The 16,732-nt window shown below is 46.9% G+C and carries 12 protein-coding genes; 3 read left to right on the top strand and 9 right to left on the bottom strand.

Annotated features, from left to right (window positions below; translation table 11 throughout):
• Positions 1-2: 2 nt before the first annotated feature.
• The 5 genes from L0660_RS22555 to iolB form a co-directional block, all read right to left on the bottom strand.
• Positions 3-1,616, bottom strand: coding sequence for a sodium/sugar symporter (locus L0660_RS22555; RefSeq protein WP_235161417.1), 1,614 nt, complete (start codon positions 1,614-1,616; stop codon positions 3-5).
• Between the two features lie 50 nt (positions 1,617-1,666).
• Positions 1,667-2,695 carry an inositol 2-dehydrogenase gene (gene iolG, locus L0660_RS22550; protein WP_235161416.1) on the bottom strand — a complete coding sequence of 343 codons (1,029 nt, stop codon included), beginning with the start codon at positions 2,693-2,695 and terminating at the stop codon, positions 1,667-1,669.
• A 41-nt stretch (positions 2,696-2,736) separates the two neighbouring features.
• On the bottom strand, positions 2,737-4,203 hold the full coding sequence (locus L0660_RS22545; RefSeq protein WP_235161415.1) for a CoA-acylating methylmalonate-semialdehyde dehydrogenase: 1,467 nt from the start codon (positions 4,201-4,203) through the stop codon (positions 2,737-2,739).
• Between the two features lie 78 nt (positions 4,204-4,281).
• Entirely contained in the window at positions 4,282-5,289 is a 1,008-nt protein-coding gene (iolC, locus tag L0660_RS22540; protein WP_235161414.1) for a 5-dehydro-2-deoxygluconokinase, read from the bottom strand.
• 28 nt (positions 5,290-5,317) lie between these two features.
• Positions 5,318-6,184, bottom strand: coding sequence for a 5-deoxy-glucuronate isomerase (gene iolB / locus L0660_RS22535; protein ID WP_235161413.1), 867 nt, complete (start codon positions 6,182-6,184; stop codon positions 5,318-5,320).
• Positions 6,185-6,311: 127 nt separating this feature from the next.
• Between iolB and L0660_RS22530 the strand changes: the two genes are divergently transcribed.
• The 3 genes from L0660_RS22530 (at position 6,312) to L0660_RS22520 (ending at position 8,292) form a co-directional block, all read left to right on the top strand.
• Positions 6,312-7,343: a LacI family DNA-binding transcriptional regulator gene (locus L0660_RS22530; RefSeq protein WP_235161412.1), complete on the top strand. Its 1,032-nt coding sequence runs from the start codon at positions 6,312-6,314 to the stop codon at positions 7,341-7,343.
• A 312-nt stretch (positions 7,344-7,655) separates the two neighbouring features.
• Complete coding sequence (locus tag L0660_RS22525) at positions 7,656-7,994, top strand: type II toxin-antitoxin system RelE/ParE family toxin (RefSeq protein WP_235161411.1); 339 nt, start codon at positions 7,656-7,658, stop codon at positions 7,992-7,994.
• 7 nt (positions 7,995-8,001) lie between these two features.
• Positions 8,002-8,292 (top strand): helix-turn-helix domain-containing protein, encoded by a 291-nt coding sequence (locus tag L0660_RS22520; RefSeq protein ID WP_235161410.1) that lies wholly within the window; start codon positions 8,002-8,004, stop codon positions 8,290-8,292.
• 78 nt (positions 8,293-8,370) lie between these two features.
• Here the strand turns inward: L0660_RS22520 and L0660_RS22515 are convergent, their stop codons facing one another.
• The 4 genes from L0660_RS22515 to L0660_RS22500 form a co-directional block, all read right to left on the bottom strand.
• The gene (locus L0660_RS22515) at positions 8,371-10,065 is read right to left on the bottom strand and encodes a RagB/SusD family nutrient uptake outer membrane protein (protein ID WP_235161409.1); all 1,695 of its coding nucleotides are present in this window, start codon (positions 10,063-10,065) and stop codon (positions 8,371-8,373) included.
• A 10-nt stretch (positions 10,066-10,075) separates the two neighbouring features.
• Complete coding sequence (locus L0660_RS22510) at positions 10,076-13,159, bottom strand: SusC/RagA family TonB-linked outer membrane protein (RefSeq protein WP_235161408.1); 3,084 nt, start codon at positions 13,157-13,159, stop codon at positions 10,076-10,078.
• A 332-nt stretch (positions 13,160-13,491) separates the two neighbouring features.
• A complete protein-coding gene (locus L0660_RS22505) occupies positions 13,492-16,038 on the bottom strand; it encodes an FtsX-like permease family protein (RefSeq protein ID WP_310589640.1) in 2,547 nt (848 codons plus the stop codon).
• Complete coding sequence (locus tag L0660_RS22500; protein WP_233796029.1) at positions 16,035-16,703, bottom strand: ABC transporter ATP-binding protein; 669 nt, start codon at positions 16,701-16,703, stop codon at positions 16,035-16,037. Before L0660_RS22500 ends, L0660_RS22505 begins: the two co-directional genes overlap by 4 nt.
• Between the last annotated feature and the right edge of the window lie 29 nt (positions 16,704-16,732).

Here is a 16,732-nt window from a genome sequence, read left to right as displayed (position 1 = left end):
TTTTACCAAAAAACGGTGTACAGCGCCGCGATCACGCCACAGATCATGATCGAGCCAATGACGAAACTTTTGCCTGGTTCAAACATGCTCCGGTCGATTTCAAGTCCTTTTGGGTTGTGTTTGCTTTTCGGATCAGCTAATGTCATAACTACGATTACCGCGCAAAGAATCAGGAATATAATGCCCATCCGGTCCAAAAATGGAATCTCAGGTGCCATGAACTTGCCGGCTGTGGACAATGGAATTGTCAGCAATGCAGCGGTCAACGCGGCAGCGGAAGTTGTTCGTTTCCAGAACATTCCAAGAATGAAAATCGCAAAAACACCCGGCGTAATGAAGCTGCTGTATTCCTGGATAAACTGGTAAGCCTGATCCAGCACACGCAGCTGCGGCGCAATAATGACGCCAATGATCATGGCTACATAAATAGTGTAGCGGCCGATCTTCACAAGCTGTTTTTCGCTGGCGTTCGGATTAATGTATTGTTTGTAAATGTCCAGTGTAAAAATGGTCGAAATACTGTTCGCTTTTCCGGCCAGGGAAGCGACGATTGCGGCGGTTAAGGCAGCAAAGGCCATTCCTTTTAGTCCACCCGGAAGCAAATTGAGCAAAACGGGATAAGCATGATCTGGTTTTACAACGCCGACGCCATCCAGCATTTCCTTTTGAAACATGCCATTTTGGTACAAAACATAAGCCGCAATGCCCGGGATAACGACGATGATCGGAATGAGCAGTTTCAGCAAAGCCGCAAACAAAATCCCTTTCCGCGCAGTCTTTAAATCAGCGCCTAAGCTTCTTTGAATAATGTATTGATTGCAGCCAAAATAGGCAAGGTTATTGATCCACATGGCTCCAATGATCACTGATAGGCCCGGCAAGTCTTTGTAAAAAGGATTTTCTTTGGGCAAAATCATGTGGAAATGAGAATCTGCCTGTTCTTTAAGTAAGCTTAATGCATTGAAAATTCCAGGTCTGTTAAAATGGGTTGAAACTAGATCTAATGCCAGGTAAGTGGTTGCTAACCCGCCCATTACTAGCACAATAACCTGTACAACGTCCGTGTAACCAATCACTTTCATCCCACCAATTGTAATGATGACTGCGAAAAGCCCTAACCCAATAATTCCCCACGTAAAGTCCAGACCAGCAGTTACTTCCAATGCCAATGCACCCAGGTAAAGGATCGAAGTAAGGTTTACAAACACGTAAAGCAACAGCCAGAAAACGGCCATAATGGTCGCCACCGTGGGATTATACCGCTCCCGGAGGAATTGCGGCATGGTATAAATCTTATTTTTGAGATAAACCGGCAGGATAAAGAGCGCCACCACAATCAGCGAAGCCGCCGCCATCCATTCATAGGAAGAAATCGCCAGCCCGATCGCAAAACCCGAACCCGACATCCCGATGAAGTGCTCTGCCGAGATGTTGGAGGCAATAATCGAGGCGCCGATTGCCCAGAATGTCAGTGATCCTTCGGCCAGGAAATAGTCCGTCGAGCTGACTTCTTTGGAGCTTTTCTTTTTGTAAATCCAATAACCATAAGCAGAAACGCCTATCAAATAAATAAAGAATACAACATAATCCAGTGATTGCAAACCGGTATTGGACATTCGGGTAAAGGGTTAGGTAAATTGGTATTCAATTTTCTGCACGAAGTAACTTAAACGACTGCATACTGCAAAACCTCCTCGATTTTCACACTTCTGCCTTCGGTCAGCGACTTCATCGCAGCGATGCCGATGGCGGTTGCCATGAGTCCGTCATGCGCGTCCACGGGTGACGGTTTGTCTTGTAACACGCAGTCAATGAATGATTTAAGACAAACACGATAAGCTGTTTCGTATCTTTCCAGGAAGAAATGCAGTGGTAAAGAAATGTGACCGCCATTGCTGTCGAAATGCACGAGCGTGTCGGACGTGTTGTTTTCTGCCTTCGCCATGCCTTTTGAACCGAAAATTTCAAGACGCTGATCGTAACCGTAAACGGCCTTTCTGCTATTGTCAATCACGCCGATAGCGCCATTTTCGAATGTCAAAACGATCACCGCCGTGTCAATGTCCCCAAATTCCTTGATCTCCGGATGGATCAGCGCATCGCCTTTTACAAAAACCTCCTTCACCTCGCTGCCCACAATGTAACGCGCCATATCAAAGTCATGGATCGACATATCGAGGAAAATGCCGCCTGAGATTTTCAGATATTCCACCGGCGGAGGCGCAGGGTCGCGGCTCGTAATGCGCAGAATGTGCGGATCGCCGATTTTATTCGCTTCCACCAGACTGCGGACGTTGCTGAAATTGGCATCAAAACGGCGGTTGAAACCGAGCATTAGTTTCACATTGTTCTCGTTCACAGCCTTTTCCGCAGCCTGAATCGCTTCCAATGTCACGTCCAAGGGTTTTTCACAAAACACATGCTTTCCCTTTTCCGCAGCCGCAACCGTGTAAGGAACGTGGAATGGAGTAGGTGAGCAAATGATAACGGCTTCTACATCAGGATGATTGATAACGTCATAAGCGTCAGTTGTTACATTGGCCACGCCTAGGTTTTTGGCAAATTCATGCGAGGCAGGCGACAAGTCAGAAGCAATAATCACTTCTGCGTCAGGCATGTGGTGAACAAGGTTGCTTAGGTGTATCTGCCCAATCCGACCCAGGCCAATCACCCCGGTCTTTAGTTTTCTAGTCATTTTTTAATTGATATGAGAGTTAATGTTTATTCCGGCAGTCGTTAAAACTTCCTGTTCCACTCTTTAAGCCAGCGTTCGATCACGACTTTGGTTTGCGTGAAGAACTCTACGGCGTGTTTGCCTTGTCCGTGCAAGTCGCCGTAAAAGCTTTCTTTCCAGCCTGAGAATGGGAATTGGGCGACGGGAGCGGCTACTCCAATGTTGATGCCAATGTTTCCAGCTTCTGCTTCGTGACGGAATTTGCGGGCATTGGAGCCGCTGCTTGTGAATATGCAGGCCATATTTCCATATCTGCCCGCATTGATAAAGCGGATCGCTTCGTCAATGGTGTTAATGTGCACCAAGCTCAAAACAGGACCGAAAATCTCTGTTCCGGCCAATTCGCCGTCTAATGGAATGTCTTCGATAATGGTTGGATTGATGAAGTTTCCGCCTTCATAACCTTCCACTTTTGCATTGCGGCCATCAACCAGCAGTTTTCCGCCTTCGCTTAACCCTTTGTCAATCAATGTCTGAACGCGGTTTTTGCTTTCAGCTGAAATTACCGGACCCATTTGCACGTCGCTATCGAGTCCGAAACCGGTTTTTCTGTTCTTGGCAGATTCCACCAGACTTTCCGTAATGTCCTTATGGTCACCAACTGTAATGATGGTCGAAGCTGCCAGGCAACGCTGTCCCGCACAACCATAAACGCTGTCGATCACGATTTGGGAAGTCATTTCAATGTCTGCATCGGGCAGCACGATCACGGGATTTTTTGCGCCGCCTTGTGCTTGTACGCGTTTTCCGTTTGCAGCGCCTTTTGAATAAACATATTTCGCAACATTGGATGATCCTACGAAGCTAATGCCTTTAATAGCAGGATGTTCCAGAATGCCATCGACTACTTCGCGCGCTCCCTGAACGAGGTTAAGGACGCCTTTTGGCAGATCGAGCCTTTCCATCAACGCCACAATTTTGGTCATTGTCAACGGCACTTTTTCCGAAGGCTTAATGATGTAGCTGTTCCCGCAAGCCAGCGCGTAAGGCAGGAACCAGAATGTGATCATTCCGGGAAAATTGAACGGCGCAATGCATGCACACGGGCCCAGCGGCTGACGGATCATGTATTCGTCGATGCCCTTGGCGATGTCTTCAGAAAATTCTCCCTGCATCATTGCAGGCATTCCACAGGCATTTTCCACATTCTCGATCGCCCGCACCATTTCGGCTTTGGCTTCGATAAACGTCTTCCCCGATTCCAGCACGATCGTCCGTGCAATGTCGTCGGCATTATCTTCCAGCAATGTTTTTAGTTTAAACAAATATTGAACGCGCTTCGAAACGGGCGCGCTTCTCCACTCCTGAAACCCCTTAACAGCGGCTTCTGCGGCGTCTTCCACGTCCTTTGCATTGCCATAAGGCACTTGCGCGAGCACTTCCTGGTTAGCAGGGTTCAGCACATTTTCGAAATGATCCGAATGGCTGTCCACCCACTGTCCATTGATGTAATTCTGTAATTTTTCCATTTTATCTAAATTGTATTAATTCAAAAGTTTGGTCAGATTTTCCGATTATCGGAACCTGGGTTGCATTAATTCAGAAGGCTATAAGCCGCCGTAACCGGCGACAAAAGCATCCACTTCGGCCCTGGTCGGCATAAAATTGGCGCAGCCTTCGCGCGTCACAATGATCGCCCCGCATGCATTGCCCATTCTTACACTCTGATAAAGGTCCCAGCCGCTGAGTAACCCGAAAGAAAATCCGGCACAAAACGCATCGCCAGCACCCAGCACATTCAGCACTTCAACCGGAAAACCAGGCACCTTAACCTCCTCTTTTCCAGGCTGAAAAATAGAAGCGCCATCTTTCCCACGCTTTACCACCAATGTTTCCACACCGGAAGCCATAATTTCCTGGATTGCGTTTTCAATGTTGCCGCGGATTTCAGGAGCAGAGATTTGCTGATGCTTAATCAGGAGCTGCTCTTTGTCGGTCAGGAATGTGGCCAGGATTTCTTCTTCGGTCCCTACGACAATGTTGAAGCTGGGCAAAGCAGCCCGAATTGTAACGCCAAATGCCCTCGGATCAAACCATTGATCGGCCCGGAAATCAATGTCCAGCAAGCGGGTCACATTGTTTTTCTTAGCTAGTTCCAATGCATAGAACATAGCAGTGCGGCTCGGATCTTTGCTGAATGCCGTTCCAGAAAACGCAGCGGCTTTGAAATCCCCGAACGGAATGGCATCAACGTGATCCAGGTTAAGATTAATGTCGGCGCAGTTTTCGCGGTAATAAACGAGCGGAAAGCGATCCGGCGGCTCAATGCCCAGCACTACGGCAGAGCTTCTGGTGCCTTCGATGGTTTGCACCCAATCCGTCACAATGCCTTCCTGATCAAGGAAATGTTTAATAAAATTCCCGACCTGATCATTGCCTATGCCCGTTAAAATGGCGGTTTCCAGACCTAGCCTGCGTGCGCCGGTGGCAATGTTCAGCGGGCAACCGCCAACGAATGCGTTGAATGCTTCTATTTTTTCAAAAGGACTGCCCACATTAGCCGAATACAGGTCGATAGACGAGCGGCCAAGGGTCAGTAAGTCGTATTTTTTCATTGCGGAGAATTAAAAAAGGGGTGCGGCGTTATTTGCCATTCATTTCAGCCGTTACAATCGGCAGGCGCGGATCAGAGCCTTTCCAGGTTCCGTAAATCCAGTCATGGTCGGGGTCAGAGGTGTTGGCCAGCGATTGGTCGCTTCCGGCCAGGAAATTGAGATAATAAATATTGTAACCATGTCCGGCAACAACGGGGTGGTAACCTTTTGGAACCAGTACGGCTTCATTATGATGTACACGCACGATCTCATCCAGCGAACGGTCCTGAGTATAAACCTGCTGAATGGCGTAACCCTGCGGTTTGTCGATTTTGTAAAAATAAATTTCCTCCAGATTCGCCTCAATCAGATTGCCGTCTTCATCTTCTGTGCGGACATCATGCTTATGGGCAGGGAACGAGCTCCAATTGCCCGAAGGCGTGTAAACTTCCACGCAAACGATCTTATGACAGTCAAAACCAGGCTCCAATAAGCTGTTAATCTGACGGTTCGCATTGTCGCCGCCTCGATATTCGATCGCAGCTTCTTCCGGGCGTTTCATGCGCGGCGGGTGATCCTCGTCGGATGCTACGTAGCAAATCGCAATGTCGGTCTGAGGTGATTGTGCCGTTAAAACGTAATCCGTATTTCTCGACAAATACATGGCATGCCCGATTCCGCTGAATACATCTTTGCGACCGTTTTTCGTTTCCCAGGTTTGTCCGGCGGCTTCGACTTTAAAATTTCCGCCAAGCAAAACGAAGCAATATTCGTACTCGCCCGTGTTTCCTGAAATTTGTTCGTTTACATCCAGTATTTTAGCCTCGAAGTTCAGGTAAGTCCAACCGGCTTGATCGCTCGTAAGGGAATGGTAGGTTTTTTGGTCAGGCGCAGGCTTAACTAGCAGGTCACTCATTGTGGTAATTCGTTACATTTGTACACAATGATAGCGTTGTATAAATTAAACACAAAATGTAAATATGTTTATATTGAATGCAAACGTTTGAAAAAATTTTAAAATTTTAGTTGCCATAATCATACAAATGAATTCCCCCCGACCCGTAACCATTAAAGACATTGCCCGCCGTTTCCGGTGCTCGCCATCCACCGTTTCCCGCGCTCTTAACGACCATCCGGCCATCAACGAAGACACCCGTAAAAACATCCAGGAATACGCCCGGGAAGTGGGTTACCAGCGGAATGAGGTGTCTTTGAGTTTGTTGAATAAAAAAACGGCGTCGCTGGGAGTAGTCGTTCCGACGATCAGTAATTACTATGAAACCGCCGTTATTGAAGGTCTTCATCAGGCATTGCAGCCGATGGGTTACACGCTTAACATTTGTGTAACCAATGAGAATTATGCTTTGGAAAAAGAATATCTCGCCAAACTGCTTTCGAACCGGACCGAAGGAATTTTCCTTTCCGTATCGCAGGAGACTTATGACTCAGGCTATTACGAGCATCTGGAAAGTGTAATCCAGCGAAAAACGCCGCTCATTTTTATTGACCGCGAGTATGAAGATTTCGAAACCAGCCGGGCCACGGTGGACGATTATCATGGCGCTTTTGCGGCCGTTGAGCATTTGCTCAGTATTGGATATAAGAACATTGCCCATTTAAAAGGGCCTAACGGCCTAACGGTCAGCGAACAACGTTTGAAAGGCTACATTGATTGCCTCAAAAAATATGACATGCCCGTTCAGGAAGAATTCATCATTAATACCAACTTCAAAGTCGAAAGCGCCATTGTACCCACAAAGCGGCTCCTGGAAATGGCCACGCCACCGGATGCTATTTTCGGCGTAAACGATCAGGTCGCCATCGGCGCCATGCGGGTCGTTAAAGACAAAGGCCTCCGTATACCGCAGGACGTCGGCCTGGTAGGCTTCGATAATTCTCCCATCTCTGCCTACACATTCCCATCCTTAACCACCGTAAGCCGCCCTGGCCGCAAAATCGGCATGGAAGCGTCGCGTCTTTTTCTCAACCAAGTCAATGGCGCTGAGGACTTTAAACATGAAAGCATCGTGCTGCCTTCGGAGTTGATAATCAGGGAAAGTTCGCTGCGGATTTGAGGATGTTTGCAATCCTCGCTGCACGTTATTGCATGCCTCCGGCATTAGTCGATTGTTATTAAATCTGTTTTTACTACCAATATTGCATCGCTCCGCGATTTGGCAATTGGCACAGTCCCAGAGGGATGCAATATTGGTAGCAAGTGTGATATATGTTGAAGTTATAAATCCCAGCGGGATGAAATGGCCAAGGTGATACGCAAGAGGTCGTTGCGGATGCAGTTTATTATAAATTTTGTGACCGATAGAAAAGTCTAACGTCTAAACAAGGGTGCGCTATTGCATCATCGTAACTTAAAAGTTACCTTTATCATGACGAAGATTAGGAAGGTTATTGGGTACAAACACTATTTTGAAGAGTTCGTTGAGCGACAGTCGCCTAAGGTTAAAGAGAAAATTTATGGCGTGCTTTTGGCAATTGAAACATTAGAGCGTATTCCAGCAAGTTTTTTAAAGCAAATTCAAGGTTCGAATGGTCTTTACGAAGCCCGCATACAGTTAGGATCGAATATTTGGCGAGTTTTCTGTTTTTTTGATCAAGATAGGCTTGTGATACTTTTAAACGGCTTTCAGAAGAAAACACAAAAAACGCCAAGAAGAGAAATTGAAAGGGCAATACGACTGATGGATGAATATTATCACACTAAATAAAATAACAATGGATATAACAACTTGGGACGAAATTAAAGACAGAGTTTACGGCGAGGTTGGGACAGAATGGAGGGATCAGTTAGACAGGGATTTTGAAAGCTTCAAAATCGGATTACTCCTCAGAAAAGCCCGGGAAGACAAAGCCCTTACCCAAGCTCAGCTTGGAGAAATCGTTAACAAGAAGCGGGAGTATATTTCAAGAGTTGAAAACGACGGAAGCAATCTGACGCTTAAAACACTTTTTGATATAGTTGAAAAGGGATTAGGTGGGAAAGTGAAGATTGAGCTAGAATTTTAAACAAATCCTATAAACGCAAAAAAAGCAGCCGGGTCCCCAGCTGCTTTTTGCATTTATAAACGTTGAACTTCTCAGATATCAATAACCCTCATTCTGTACCAAATATCCAGGCGTATTCGATGCGCCGTCGATGGCGCCCTGGGGAATTGGGAAGATGCGTTTCTTTACGTCGGCATTGGATTTTTCGGTCCATTTTCCTTCGTATTTGCCGAAACGGATCATGTCGCTGCGGCGGAGCATTTCCCAGTAGAATTCGAAACCTCTTTCGCGGAATAGCAGGTCGAGGTTCATGGTTGTTAATGCGGGTGGTGGCGTGGTGGCGGTTCTGGATGCCCTTACGATATTTACGTCTGCCAATGCGGCGGCGGCATCGTTGCTTTTACGCAATTTAGCTTCGGCACGCATCATGTAAATGTCTGCAAGGCGCAGGATTACAATGTCTGCATCCCCTTTGTTACGGCCTGTATTAGATTCGCTGCCGAATTCGTATTTCGCAACGCGGAAACCTGTGTTGTAATTACTTCCAGCCGTCGTAAAGTCAACGAGTTCGCCAAAACTTACAGGCAAGTCGGCCCGGTTACGGGTGACGTAGGCCAATTTACCAACTTTCAGCCTGCCATCCGGACATCTTACAAATGCGCCATTGACACGCAATGCACCATATTGCTGACCGCGCAGAATGCCACGGTTGATCTTGTAATCAGAATCCTTCACGCATGTATCTGCTGTGTTGGAATACACAGACATATTTTCCTGATAAAACCGAGGATCTCGTTTGGGATCAACTGCGCCATATGCCTGCACCCACGACTGGTAAAAGTCGGATGTGATGGCGGGGCCGTCCGTTCCGTTTGCCGCTGGAAATGCTGCTAGTGGAAACTGGTCGCCCGATATGGAGAAATAAGCCAGACGATTGTGACCATTCAAGTCCGAACGCTGGTCCACTGCGAAAATAAGCTCCTGGTTCGTATGGTTTTGGTTGCCGAAAATCGCGAAGTAATCCGGTGACAGTTTGGCTTGCCCTGAGGCAATGATTTTGTCGGTATACTGGATTACTTTATCCATATCCGCGGGTGAAAACGTGAACGTCGGTGCGTAAATGTTGCGGTAAACCGCTGCATTCAAATTAAGGCGTGCTAGTAGACCCCAAACGGCAACCTGGTTCAGCCTTCCAGGGCCAACCACAGATTTAGGTTGTACAATCGGCTCAATAGCAAGGAGTTCACTTTCAATGTATTTCACAGCTTCGTCACCTCTGATGATCACGGAAGCCACATTGGGATCGTCCTTCACAAAAACGACGCCGTACATATCCAGCATAATCATGTTATAATATGCACGCATGCCCCGAGCTTCCGCAGCATAAAGTGCCGCCGTGGTCGACTTGGAATCTTTCAAACCGGTGATAGCCGTGATCGACCTGGAAATGGATTGCGATAATGTGTTCCAGGTGCTGGTAACATTCGGATCCGTAGCCGTTGTATTGTGCTGGTGCAGCGCCAGATAAATTCCGTTATCGCCCCAGTCGGTTCCGCCGCGATAGGGTAGGATGGCCTCGTCGGTGGATATTTCGTTGAGCGCAAAATAGGTCGTATGCTGGAACAAGTTGGGCAGCAATGCGTAAACGGGTGCTATCAGGCCGTTTGCAGCTTCGTCGGGAGACAAATTGGCTTTAAGCGTTTCGTCCAAAACCTGCTCTTCAAGATCGGTGCAGGCATTTGTGACAAATAGTAAGCTCGCAACCGCAAATATGAGTGATAATTTCTTTTTCATCTTTTATTTATTAAAAGCCAATGTTTAGACCAAAAAGGATTGTTTTAGCCTTTGGATAACTCAGATAATCAACGCCGTAAGAAGTAATCTCATTGATATTGCGGTCGTTGTTCACCTCAGGATCGTAACCTGTGTATTTGGTCCATACCACGAGGTTCTGGCCTGTAACCGACACGCGCACAGTTTGCACCCATTTGTTGATACCCAATTTCGTGGTATTCAGGTTGTATCCCAATGCAAGGTTATTCAACCTCAGATAAGCGCCGTTTTTCAAATATCTTGTTGACACAGGCGCCGAATTGTTCACCGATTCAGCTGCTTCTGCAAATGATTCGCGGGTGACATTCAAACCTTTGGATAATCTCAGCTTAAAGAAGTTAGAGTTGGCTGTGTTGTCATAAACCTTGTTTCCAGCCACACCGTTGAAGTTTGCTGTCAAATCAAAACCTTTAAAAGACACATTACCATTGAAATTGTACATCCGGGTAGGAAGTGCCGTCCCGGCAGCAACGCGGTCCTTGTCTGTCACAATTCCGTCGCCATCCACGTCCCTGAATGTGCTGATTCCTTTTTCGTCAAAACCTGTAAATTCTTTCAGGAAGAATGTGCCGATCGGCTGATTGTTAATGTATCCGTTAATGGTCGCCGACGTGAGGCCCGGGCCCTGGGCAGCGCCTGATGGGATTACAGAATAAGGAGAACCGGTTACGTTATTTTTGATAAATGTAATGTTACCACCAAAAGAGTAGCGCAGTCCATTGTCCAGTGATTCGCGGTAATTTAAATCAACTTCAAGCCCCTGGTTTTTGATCTTCATATCAGGTACGTTGGTCCAGAAAACACCGGCTGGCTGGATAGGATCGGCAGGAATTACTTCCAATAATATTTTCTCAGATGTTTTGGTAAAATAGTCGATTTCACCGCTCAATGCGCCTTTGAACAAAGCGAAGTCAAGTCCTATATCCGTTTGCTTCGACACTTCCCATTGAATGTTGGGGTTAGCCAGCCTGGTATTGGTGGTTCCAGCAGGGTAGGAGCCTGTTCCGATTGGGTAACTTGTTGTGGGTGAGACAACTGATGTAAAACGGGCCTGTGTAATTTTAGAAGGGATTTCCTGATTTCCCGTTGATCCCCAACCTGCACGAAGTTTCAGGTCCGAGAAAGGAGACGATTTCATAAATTCTTCCTCAGAAATTCTCCAACCCAATGAGAATGAAGGGAATGAGCCGTATTTATTATTAGCCCCAAACTTGGATGAGCCGTCCACGCGAAGCGTTGCCGTTGCGAGATATCTGTCTTTGAAACCATAGTTTACCCTTCCAAAGAACGATTGCAGCTCATTAATACGAGCATAACCGCCCGGAGCGTTCAAGATCAATGTCAAATCCTGCCCAAGGTTCGGGTTATTAATAGGCTCAATGTCCGAAATCGGGAATTTATTAATGCTGAAATTCTTTCCGGACAATGAAATGCGCTGGAACGAGTGACCAACCAGTGCGCTGAAACTGTGGTTCTTACTATTTGCAGTATACGTCAGGTAATTTTCGATCAGGCTGTTACTGTTTTTTGTCTGGTAATTTTCCAGACGGCCGATCTCGAACGGAACAGCATTTGGCAAGGTTTGCTTGTCCTGGGTTGCCGTAGAATTATCAAGACCGAAATTCAGCTTATAAACCAAACCCTTAATGATGGTCACCGAAGGCGAAATAGATGCCAGGACACGGTTTGTGTTCAAAACTTCTTTGTATAATCTCAGCGGGATCAGCGGGTTGGTTCCATCCTGATACTGAAATGGTTCGCCGTTCGCGTCATAAGGCGCATAAGTCGGGTTCGCCGTTATAGCACCGCCTATCATTCCCTGAATGTTAGGCCGTCTATTTTTGGTATTGGTTGCATTCAGATTCACATCCAATGTAACGCGGTCGTTCAGCAACTTCTGGGAAAGGTTAATGCGGCCTGTGTAACGGTCCTGCTGGCTGCCTTTCAAAATACCCTGTTGTTTTTGCGCACCGAATGATCCGTAATAGGTCATTTTATCTGTTCCGCCACCTACTGAAATGTTGTGGTTATGCGTGGTTGCGCTCCGGGATATTTCCTTTTGCCAATCCGTATTTGCGCCGCCATCAATCACCGTACCGCCCAGTTTGGCAGCTTCGGTAAGAAATTCCGGGCCTGATAACACATCCAGCGGACGGGCCATCTTGGATATCCCCAATGATCCTGAATAGGTCACGCTGGCTTGTCCCGATTTTCCTTTTTTAGTTGTAATTAAAATAACACCATTGGCACCGCGTGCACCATAAATCGCTGTCGCAGAGGCATCTTTCAAAACATCCATTGACTCAATGTCCTGCGGATTGATGAAATTCAGCGGGTTCGTATCGCCGCCGGTTCCGCTATTATCCAGCGCCATTCCGTCCACCACAAAAAGCGGAGTGCTTCCTGTGCGTATCCCACCCGGCCCGCGAACGGTAATGCTGGTTTTTGCACCCGGTTCACCGGTTGCCGAAGTAATGTTCACACCCGAAACTTTACCTTGCAGCAATTGTTCCGGTGAGTTAATGATACCCGTATTGAATTCGCTGCTTTTCAGAGATTTAACGGATCCCGTGATGTCTTTCTTAACAGTCGTTCCGTAACCCACAACCACCACTTCGCTTAGGTTGGATGTTGATTCTTTTAGTTTGATTTCAATCGAACTGTTATTGGATTCTGTGAGTAAAAAATCGTTCAGAGATTGTTTTTCAAAACCTATATAGCTGAATTCCAGGTTGTAACGAACTCCTGTTTGAAGGCTCGAAATGGTGAAGACACCATTTTCGTCTGTTGTGGCGCCTTGCTTTGAACCGCCGCCAACGGGTGTGACAACCACCGTAACACCGGGCAATCCGTCTGTCGTGCCGTCTGTCAGCACTTTTCCTGTGAGCGTAACGTCCTGCATTACACGCATGTCGGCTCCGAAATGGCTCGATAAACTTCCCGAAACCGGCAATATAGCCGCTGCCGTTGCATGTGGCCCATAAATGGCCGTGCCCTGCAACAGGCAAATGCTAAGTGTCCCGGTTTTGACTAATAGAGTCAAAGTTTTTTTCATGAGATCAAATTATTGGGTTGAATTGTTAATGAAAGGTAGGATGCGCAAGCAGAGAGGGGCATATAATGATATTTTAGGGTTCTGGTTACGCAAGATTACAAATTGTATTTTTAAAATATTTAATAGAAATTACTTTATAGGCTATGCAAACGTTTGAAATTTTATGCAAACGTTTGAAAAAATAAGAAGATTTTATAGGATGAAATCAACAGGAAAAGCACCAAAAAAACCCACAAGCAGCCACAACCGGCAATTGCACGCAAAAGTCGTTGTTATTGCTCCTTGCGAAAACAATTTGAGTTTAAGGAATTGTTAAATCAGCTTCTGAGCGCCTACACGTCCTGGCGCAGGACTTCTAACGGCGGGCGCGAGAGAATGCCCCGGCTATTGATAAGCCCGATGAAAACGGTCATCAAAGACACGAATAAAAAGACAATAAGTATAGGTAAAAACTCAGGCTTAAATTCGGCTTCAAAACTGAACTTTGCCAGTAACCAGCTCCCGATCAGCGAAAGCAGAATGCCTGTAAAAGCGGCCAGTGATCCCAGGAAAAAGTATTCCAATGCCGTAATGGAGAAGATCTGTTTACGACTCGCGCCTAATGTCCGGAGCAGCACACTTTCCTGTAAGCGCTGGTATTTGCTGATCAATACGGAAGCAATCAGCACAATTAATCCCGTAAGAATGCTGAAACCTGCCATAAAGCGGATTACGAAGCCAATTTTATTGAAAATATCATCCAAAACACGAAGTACCAATGCCAGATCGATAATTGAAATGTTGGGAAACTGGCGCACGATGGATTGCTGAAAAACGGCCGATGCCTGCGGATTGGGCACATGCGTAAGCATAACGTGAAACTGAGGTGCTTCTTCCAGCACGCCGGTTGGGAAAACAACCAGGAAGTTGGTCTGGACTTCGCCCCAGTTCACTTCGCGTAAACTGGAAACGGTGGTCGACATCATGGTTCCCTGCACATTGAAAACTAGCGTATCACCTAATTTGAGCCTGCTCCGGTCTGCAAATCCCTGTTCGATAGAAATGGGGATGAGGCCGTCGGTGCTCTTGTAAGTGCCTTTCCAATTTCCTTTGGTCAATTTTTCCGTGGAACTCAATGAATCCCTGAATGTTACGCGGTATTCGCGGCCAAAGATTCGGCGGGACTGCTCGGCTGTGGTGTCGCCTTCAAAGTCGGATGCTGTTTTTCCATTCACTTCTTCCAACCGCATGTTTACGATCGCAACGTTCTGGTTAACAGGAATATTCTGCGCTTTTGCAATTGCCAGCACAGCTTCTTTCTGACTGCCCTGAATGTCAAAAAGGACAATGTTCGGCTGGTTTCCGCTGGACGACATTTTCACCCGGTTGAGCAAAATCGTTTGAACAAAAAACAAGGTGCAGACCAGACAAGTGCCGAGACCGATGGAGACAACCAGAATGGAAGTTTGGTTGTTGGGACGATATAAATTAGCCAGGCCCTGTCGCCATAAATAGCTCCATGACGTAGGGAAAAACTTGCGGACGAGCCACATAAGCAAACTTGCGAATGCATATAACACAACAAACGAAGCCAGAATGCTGGCCGTGAAGACCAGCGCTTCTATCCATGTTTGCATTTGCAGAAATGCGAAGCCGTAAATAAACACGACGATCAGGCCGTAGAGCACCCACGCCCACGGATCTCTTTCCATCTTCACCGCATCCAGCGAAACGCGCAGCACATTCAGCGGCGAAACCTTACGGATGGAAACAAGCGGAGGCAATGCAAAAAGGATTGAAATTAGCACACCAATAGCCAAACCTTGTCCGATTGCGAGCCAGGAAATGTCCGTAGTAAGTTCAAAAGGCAGAAAATCCTTGATCACGATCGGTAAAAATTGCTGAATGGTCGTGCCCAGGATAGCGCCCAGTATAGAACCAATGATGCCGATTCCTGCAATCTGGATCAAATAAATTAAAAACGCCTGAGAGCCTTTTACACCCAGACAGCGCAGGATAGCAATCGAGTTGAGTTTTTCACGAATGTAAATATGAATGGCACTCGCAACCCCGATACAGCCCAAAAGCAATGCGACAAATCCTACCAACGCTAAAAAACGCGTAAGATCTTTGAATGATCTGCCCGTGTCTTCTTTTTGGGATTGAATGGTTTTATAGTCCAGATCACCGGCTTCAAAACGGGGTTCAAGCTGCTTGGCAAGCTTTTCAACATCTGTCTCCGGCGCGAATTTGTAATAATAGCGGTAGGCGACGCGGCTTCCTTTCTGCATTAAACCCGTTTGCGCCAGATAGCGCATGGGAATGTAAACCGATGGCGCAACTGTGCTCGTAAGTCCCGTAGAGCCAGGCGCTTTTTCCAAAATTCCGGCAATGGCAAAAGTAACATTACCGATCTTGATCGAATCGCCGACTTTTGCCTGATATTGCAGCATAAGGCTTTGATCTACAAGCGCTTCTTGCCGTGACCGGAATGTTTGTTCGGCAGTCACGGGAATGGTCTCGAACTTTCCATAATAAGGAAAGTCGCCTTCCAGGGCCTTGACCTGAGCAAGTCTGTTTCCGCCATTTTTCGGAAAATAAATCATAGAGGCAAAACTGCGCTCCTCAGACCTGGTTTTCCCCAAAGAATCCACAAGCGTTTTTGCCTTTCCTTCAACAGGTTTTCCGGTATTAAGGGCCAGGTCAGCGCCTATTAATGTTGCCGCCTGGTTATCAATGTTCAATCTGAGGTTATCGCCCAGGGAGTAAATGGCCACAAGGGCAGCAATTCCCAGGATAATGGATGAGATGAAAAGGAGCAGCCGCGAGCGGTTTTTCCGGCTGTCACGCCACGCCATTTGCAATAACCAGGGGAAATTAATTTTATCTTGATTCATCATTCAACCAGTTTGCCGCCTTTAATGCGAATAATGCGTTGCGTTTTTGCAGCCAGTTCCAGATCGTGCGTTACCAGCACAAGCGTCGTTCCGGCTTCCCGGTTGAGGTCGAAAAGCAGTTTTACCACTTTTTCACTGGTTTCTGCGTCGAGGTTCCCGGTCGGTTCGTCGGCAAAAAGGATCTGCGGTTTATTGGAAAATGCCCGGGCAAGGGAAACGCGTTGCTGTTCTCCGCCGGATAACTGGGTAGGATAATGATGGCTTCTTTCGGCAAGGCCTACTTTATCGAGCAGGTCCAGCGCGCGGGGCTTAATGTTCTTTTCGCCTCGTAATTCCAGCGGGACCATGACATTTTCGAGTGCAGTAAGCGTAGGGAGCAATTGGAAATTTTGGAATATGAAACCTACATATTGGTTCCGGACGGAGGCCAGCTGATCTTCATTGAGACCATTAAGCCTCGTTCCATGCAGCTCAACGGTTCCGGATGTAGACCGGTCCAAACCTGCACACAAGCCCAGAAGTGTAGTTTTTCCGCTTCCGGAAGGCCCCACGATCGACATCGTTGAGCCGGCTGCGATTGAAAAATTGATATTGTCTAAAACGGTCAGCGAACGGTCGCCACTTTTATATATTTTACTAACCTGTTGCAGATCGAGTATGGTATCCATCAATTGTTTTTAATTTTATGTTTTTCCCG

Source organism: Dyadobacter sp. CY351 (genome assembly GCF_021502625.1).
Taxonomy (GTDB): Bacteria; Bacteroidota; Bacteroidia; order Cytophagales; family Spirosomataceae; genus Dyadobacter; species Dyadobacter chenhuakuii.
This window is presented reverse-complemented; position numbering and strand designations above follow the sequence as displayed.

Excerpts from the sequence above, each read along its gene's own strand:
- L0660_RS22555 (WP_235161417.1), bottom strand. The coding sequence starts at position 1,616 with ATGTCCAATACCGGTTTGCAATCACTGGATTATGTTGTATTCTTTATT.
- iolG (WP_235161416.1), bottom strand. The coding sequence starts at position 2,695 with ATGACTAGAAAACTAAAGACCGGGGTGATTGGCCTGGGTCGGATTGGG.
- L0660_RS22545 (WP_235161415.1), bottom strand. The coding sequence starts at position 4,203 with ATGGAAAAATTACAGAATTACATCAATGGACAGTGGGTGGACAGCCAT.
- iolC (WP_235161414.1), bottom strand. The coding sequence starts at position 5,289 with ATGAAAAAATACGACTTACTGACCCTTGGCCGCTCGTCTATCGACCTG.
- iolB (WP_235161413.1), bottom strand. The coding sequence starts at position 6,184 with ATGAGTGACCTGCTAGTTAAGCCTGCGCCTGACCAAAAAACCTACCAT.
- L0660_RS22530 (WP_235161412.1), top strand. The coding sequence starts at position 6,312 with ATGAATTCCCCCCGACCCGTAACCATTAAAGACATTGCCCGCCGTTTC.
- L0660_RS22525 (WP_235161411.1), top strand. The coding sequence starts at position 7,656 with ATGACGAAGATTAGGAAGGTTATTGGGTACAAACACTATTTTGAAGAG.
- L0660_RS22520 (WP_235161410.1), top strand. The coding sequence starts at position 8,002 with ATGGATATAACAACTTGGGACGAAATTAAAGACAGAGTTTACGGCGAG.
- L0660_RS22515 (WP_235161409.1), bottom strand. The coding sequence starts at position 10,065 with ATGAAAAAGAAATTATCACTCATATTTGCGGTTGCGAGCTTACTATTT.
- L0660_RS22510 (WP_235161408.1), bottom strand. The coding sequence starts at position 13,159 with ATGAAAAAAACTTTGACTCTATTAGTCAAAACCGGGACACTTAGCATT.
- L0660_RS22505 (WP_310589640.1), bottom strand. The coding sequence starts at position 16,038 with ATGATGAATCAAGATAAAATTAATTTCCCCTGGTTATTGCAAATGGCG.
- L0660_RS22500 (WP_233796029.1), bottom strand. The coding sequence starts at position 16,703 with ATGGATACCATACTCGATCTGCAACAGGTTAGTAAAATATATAAAAGT.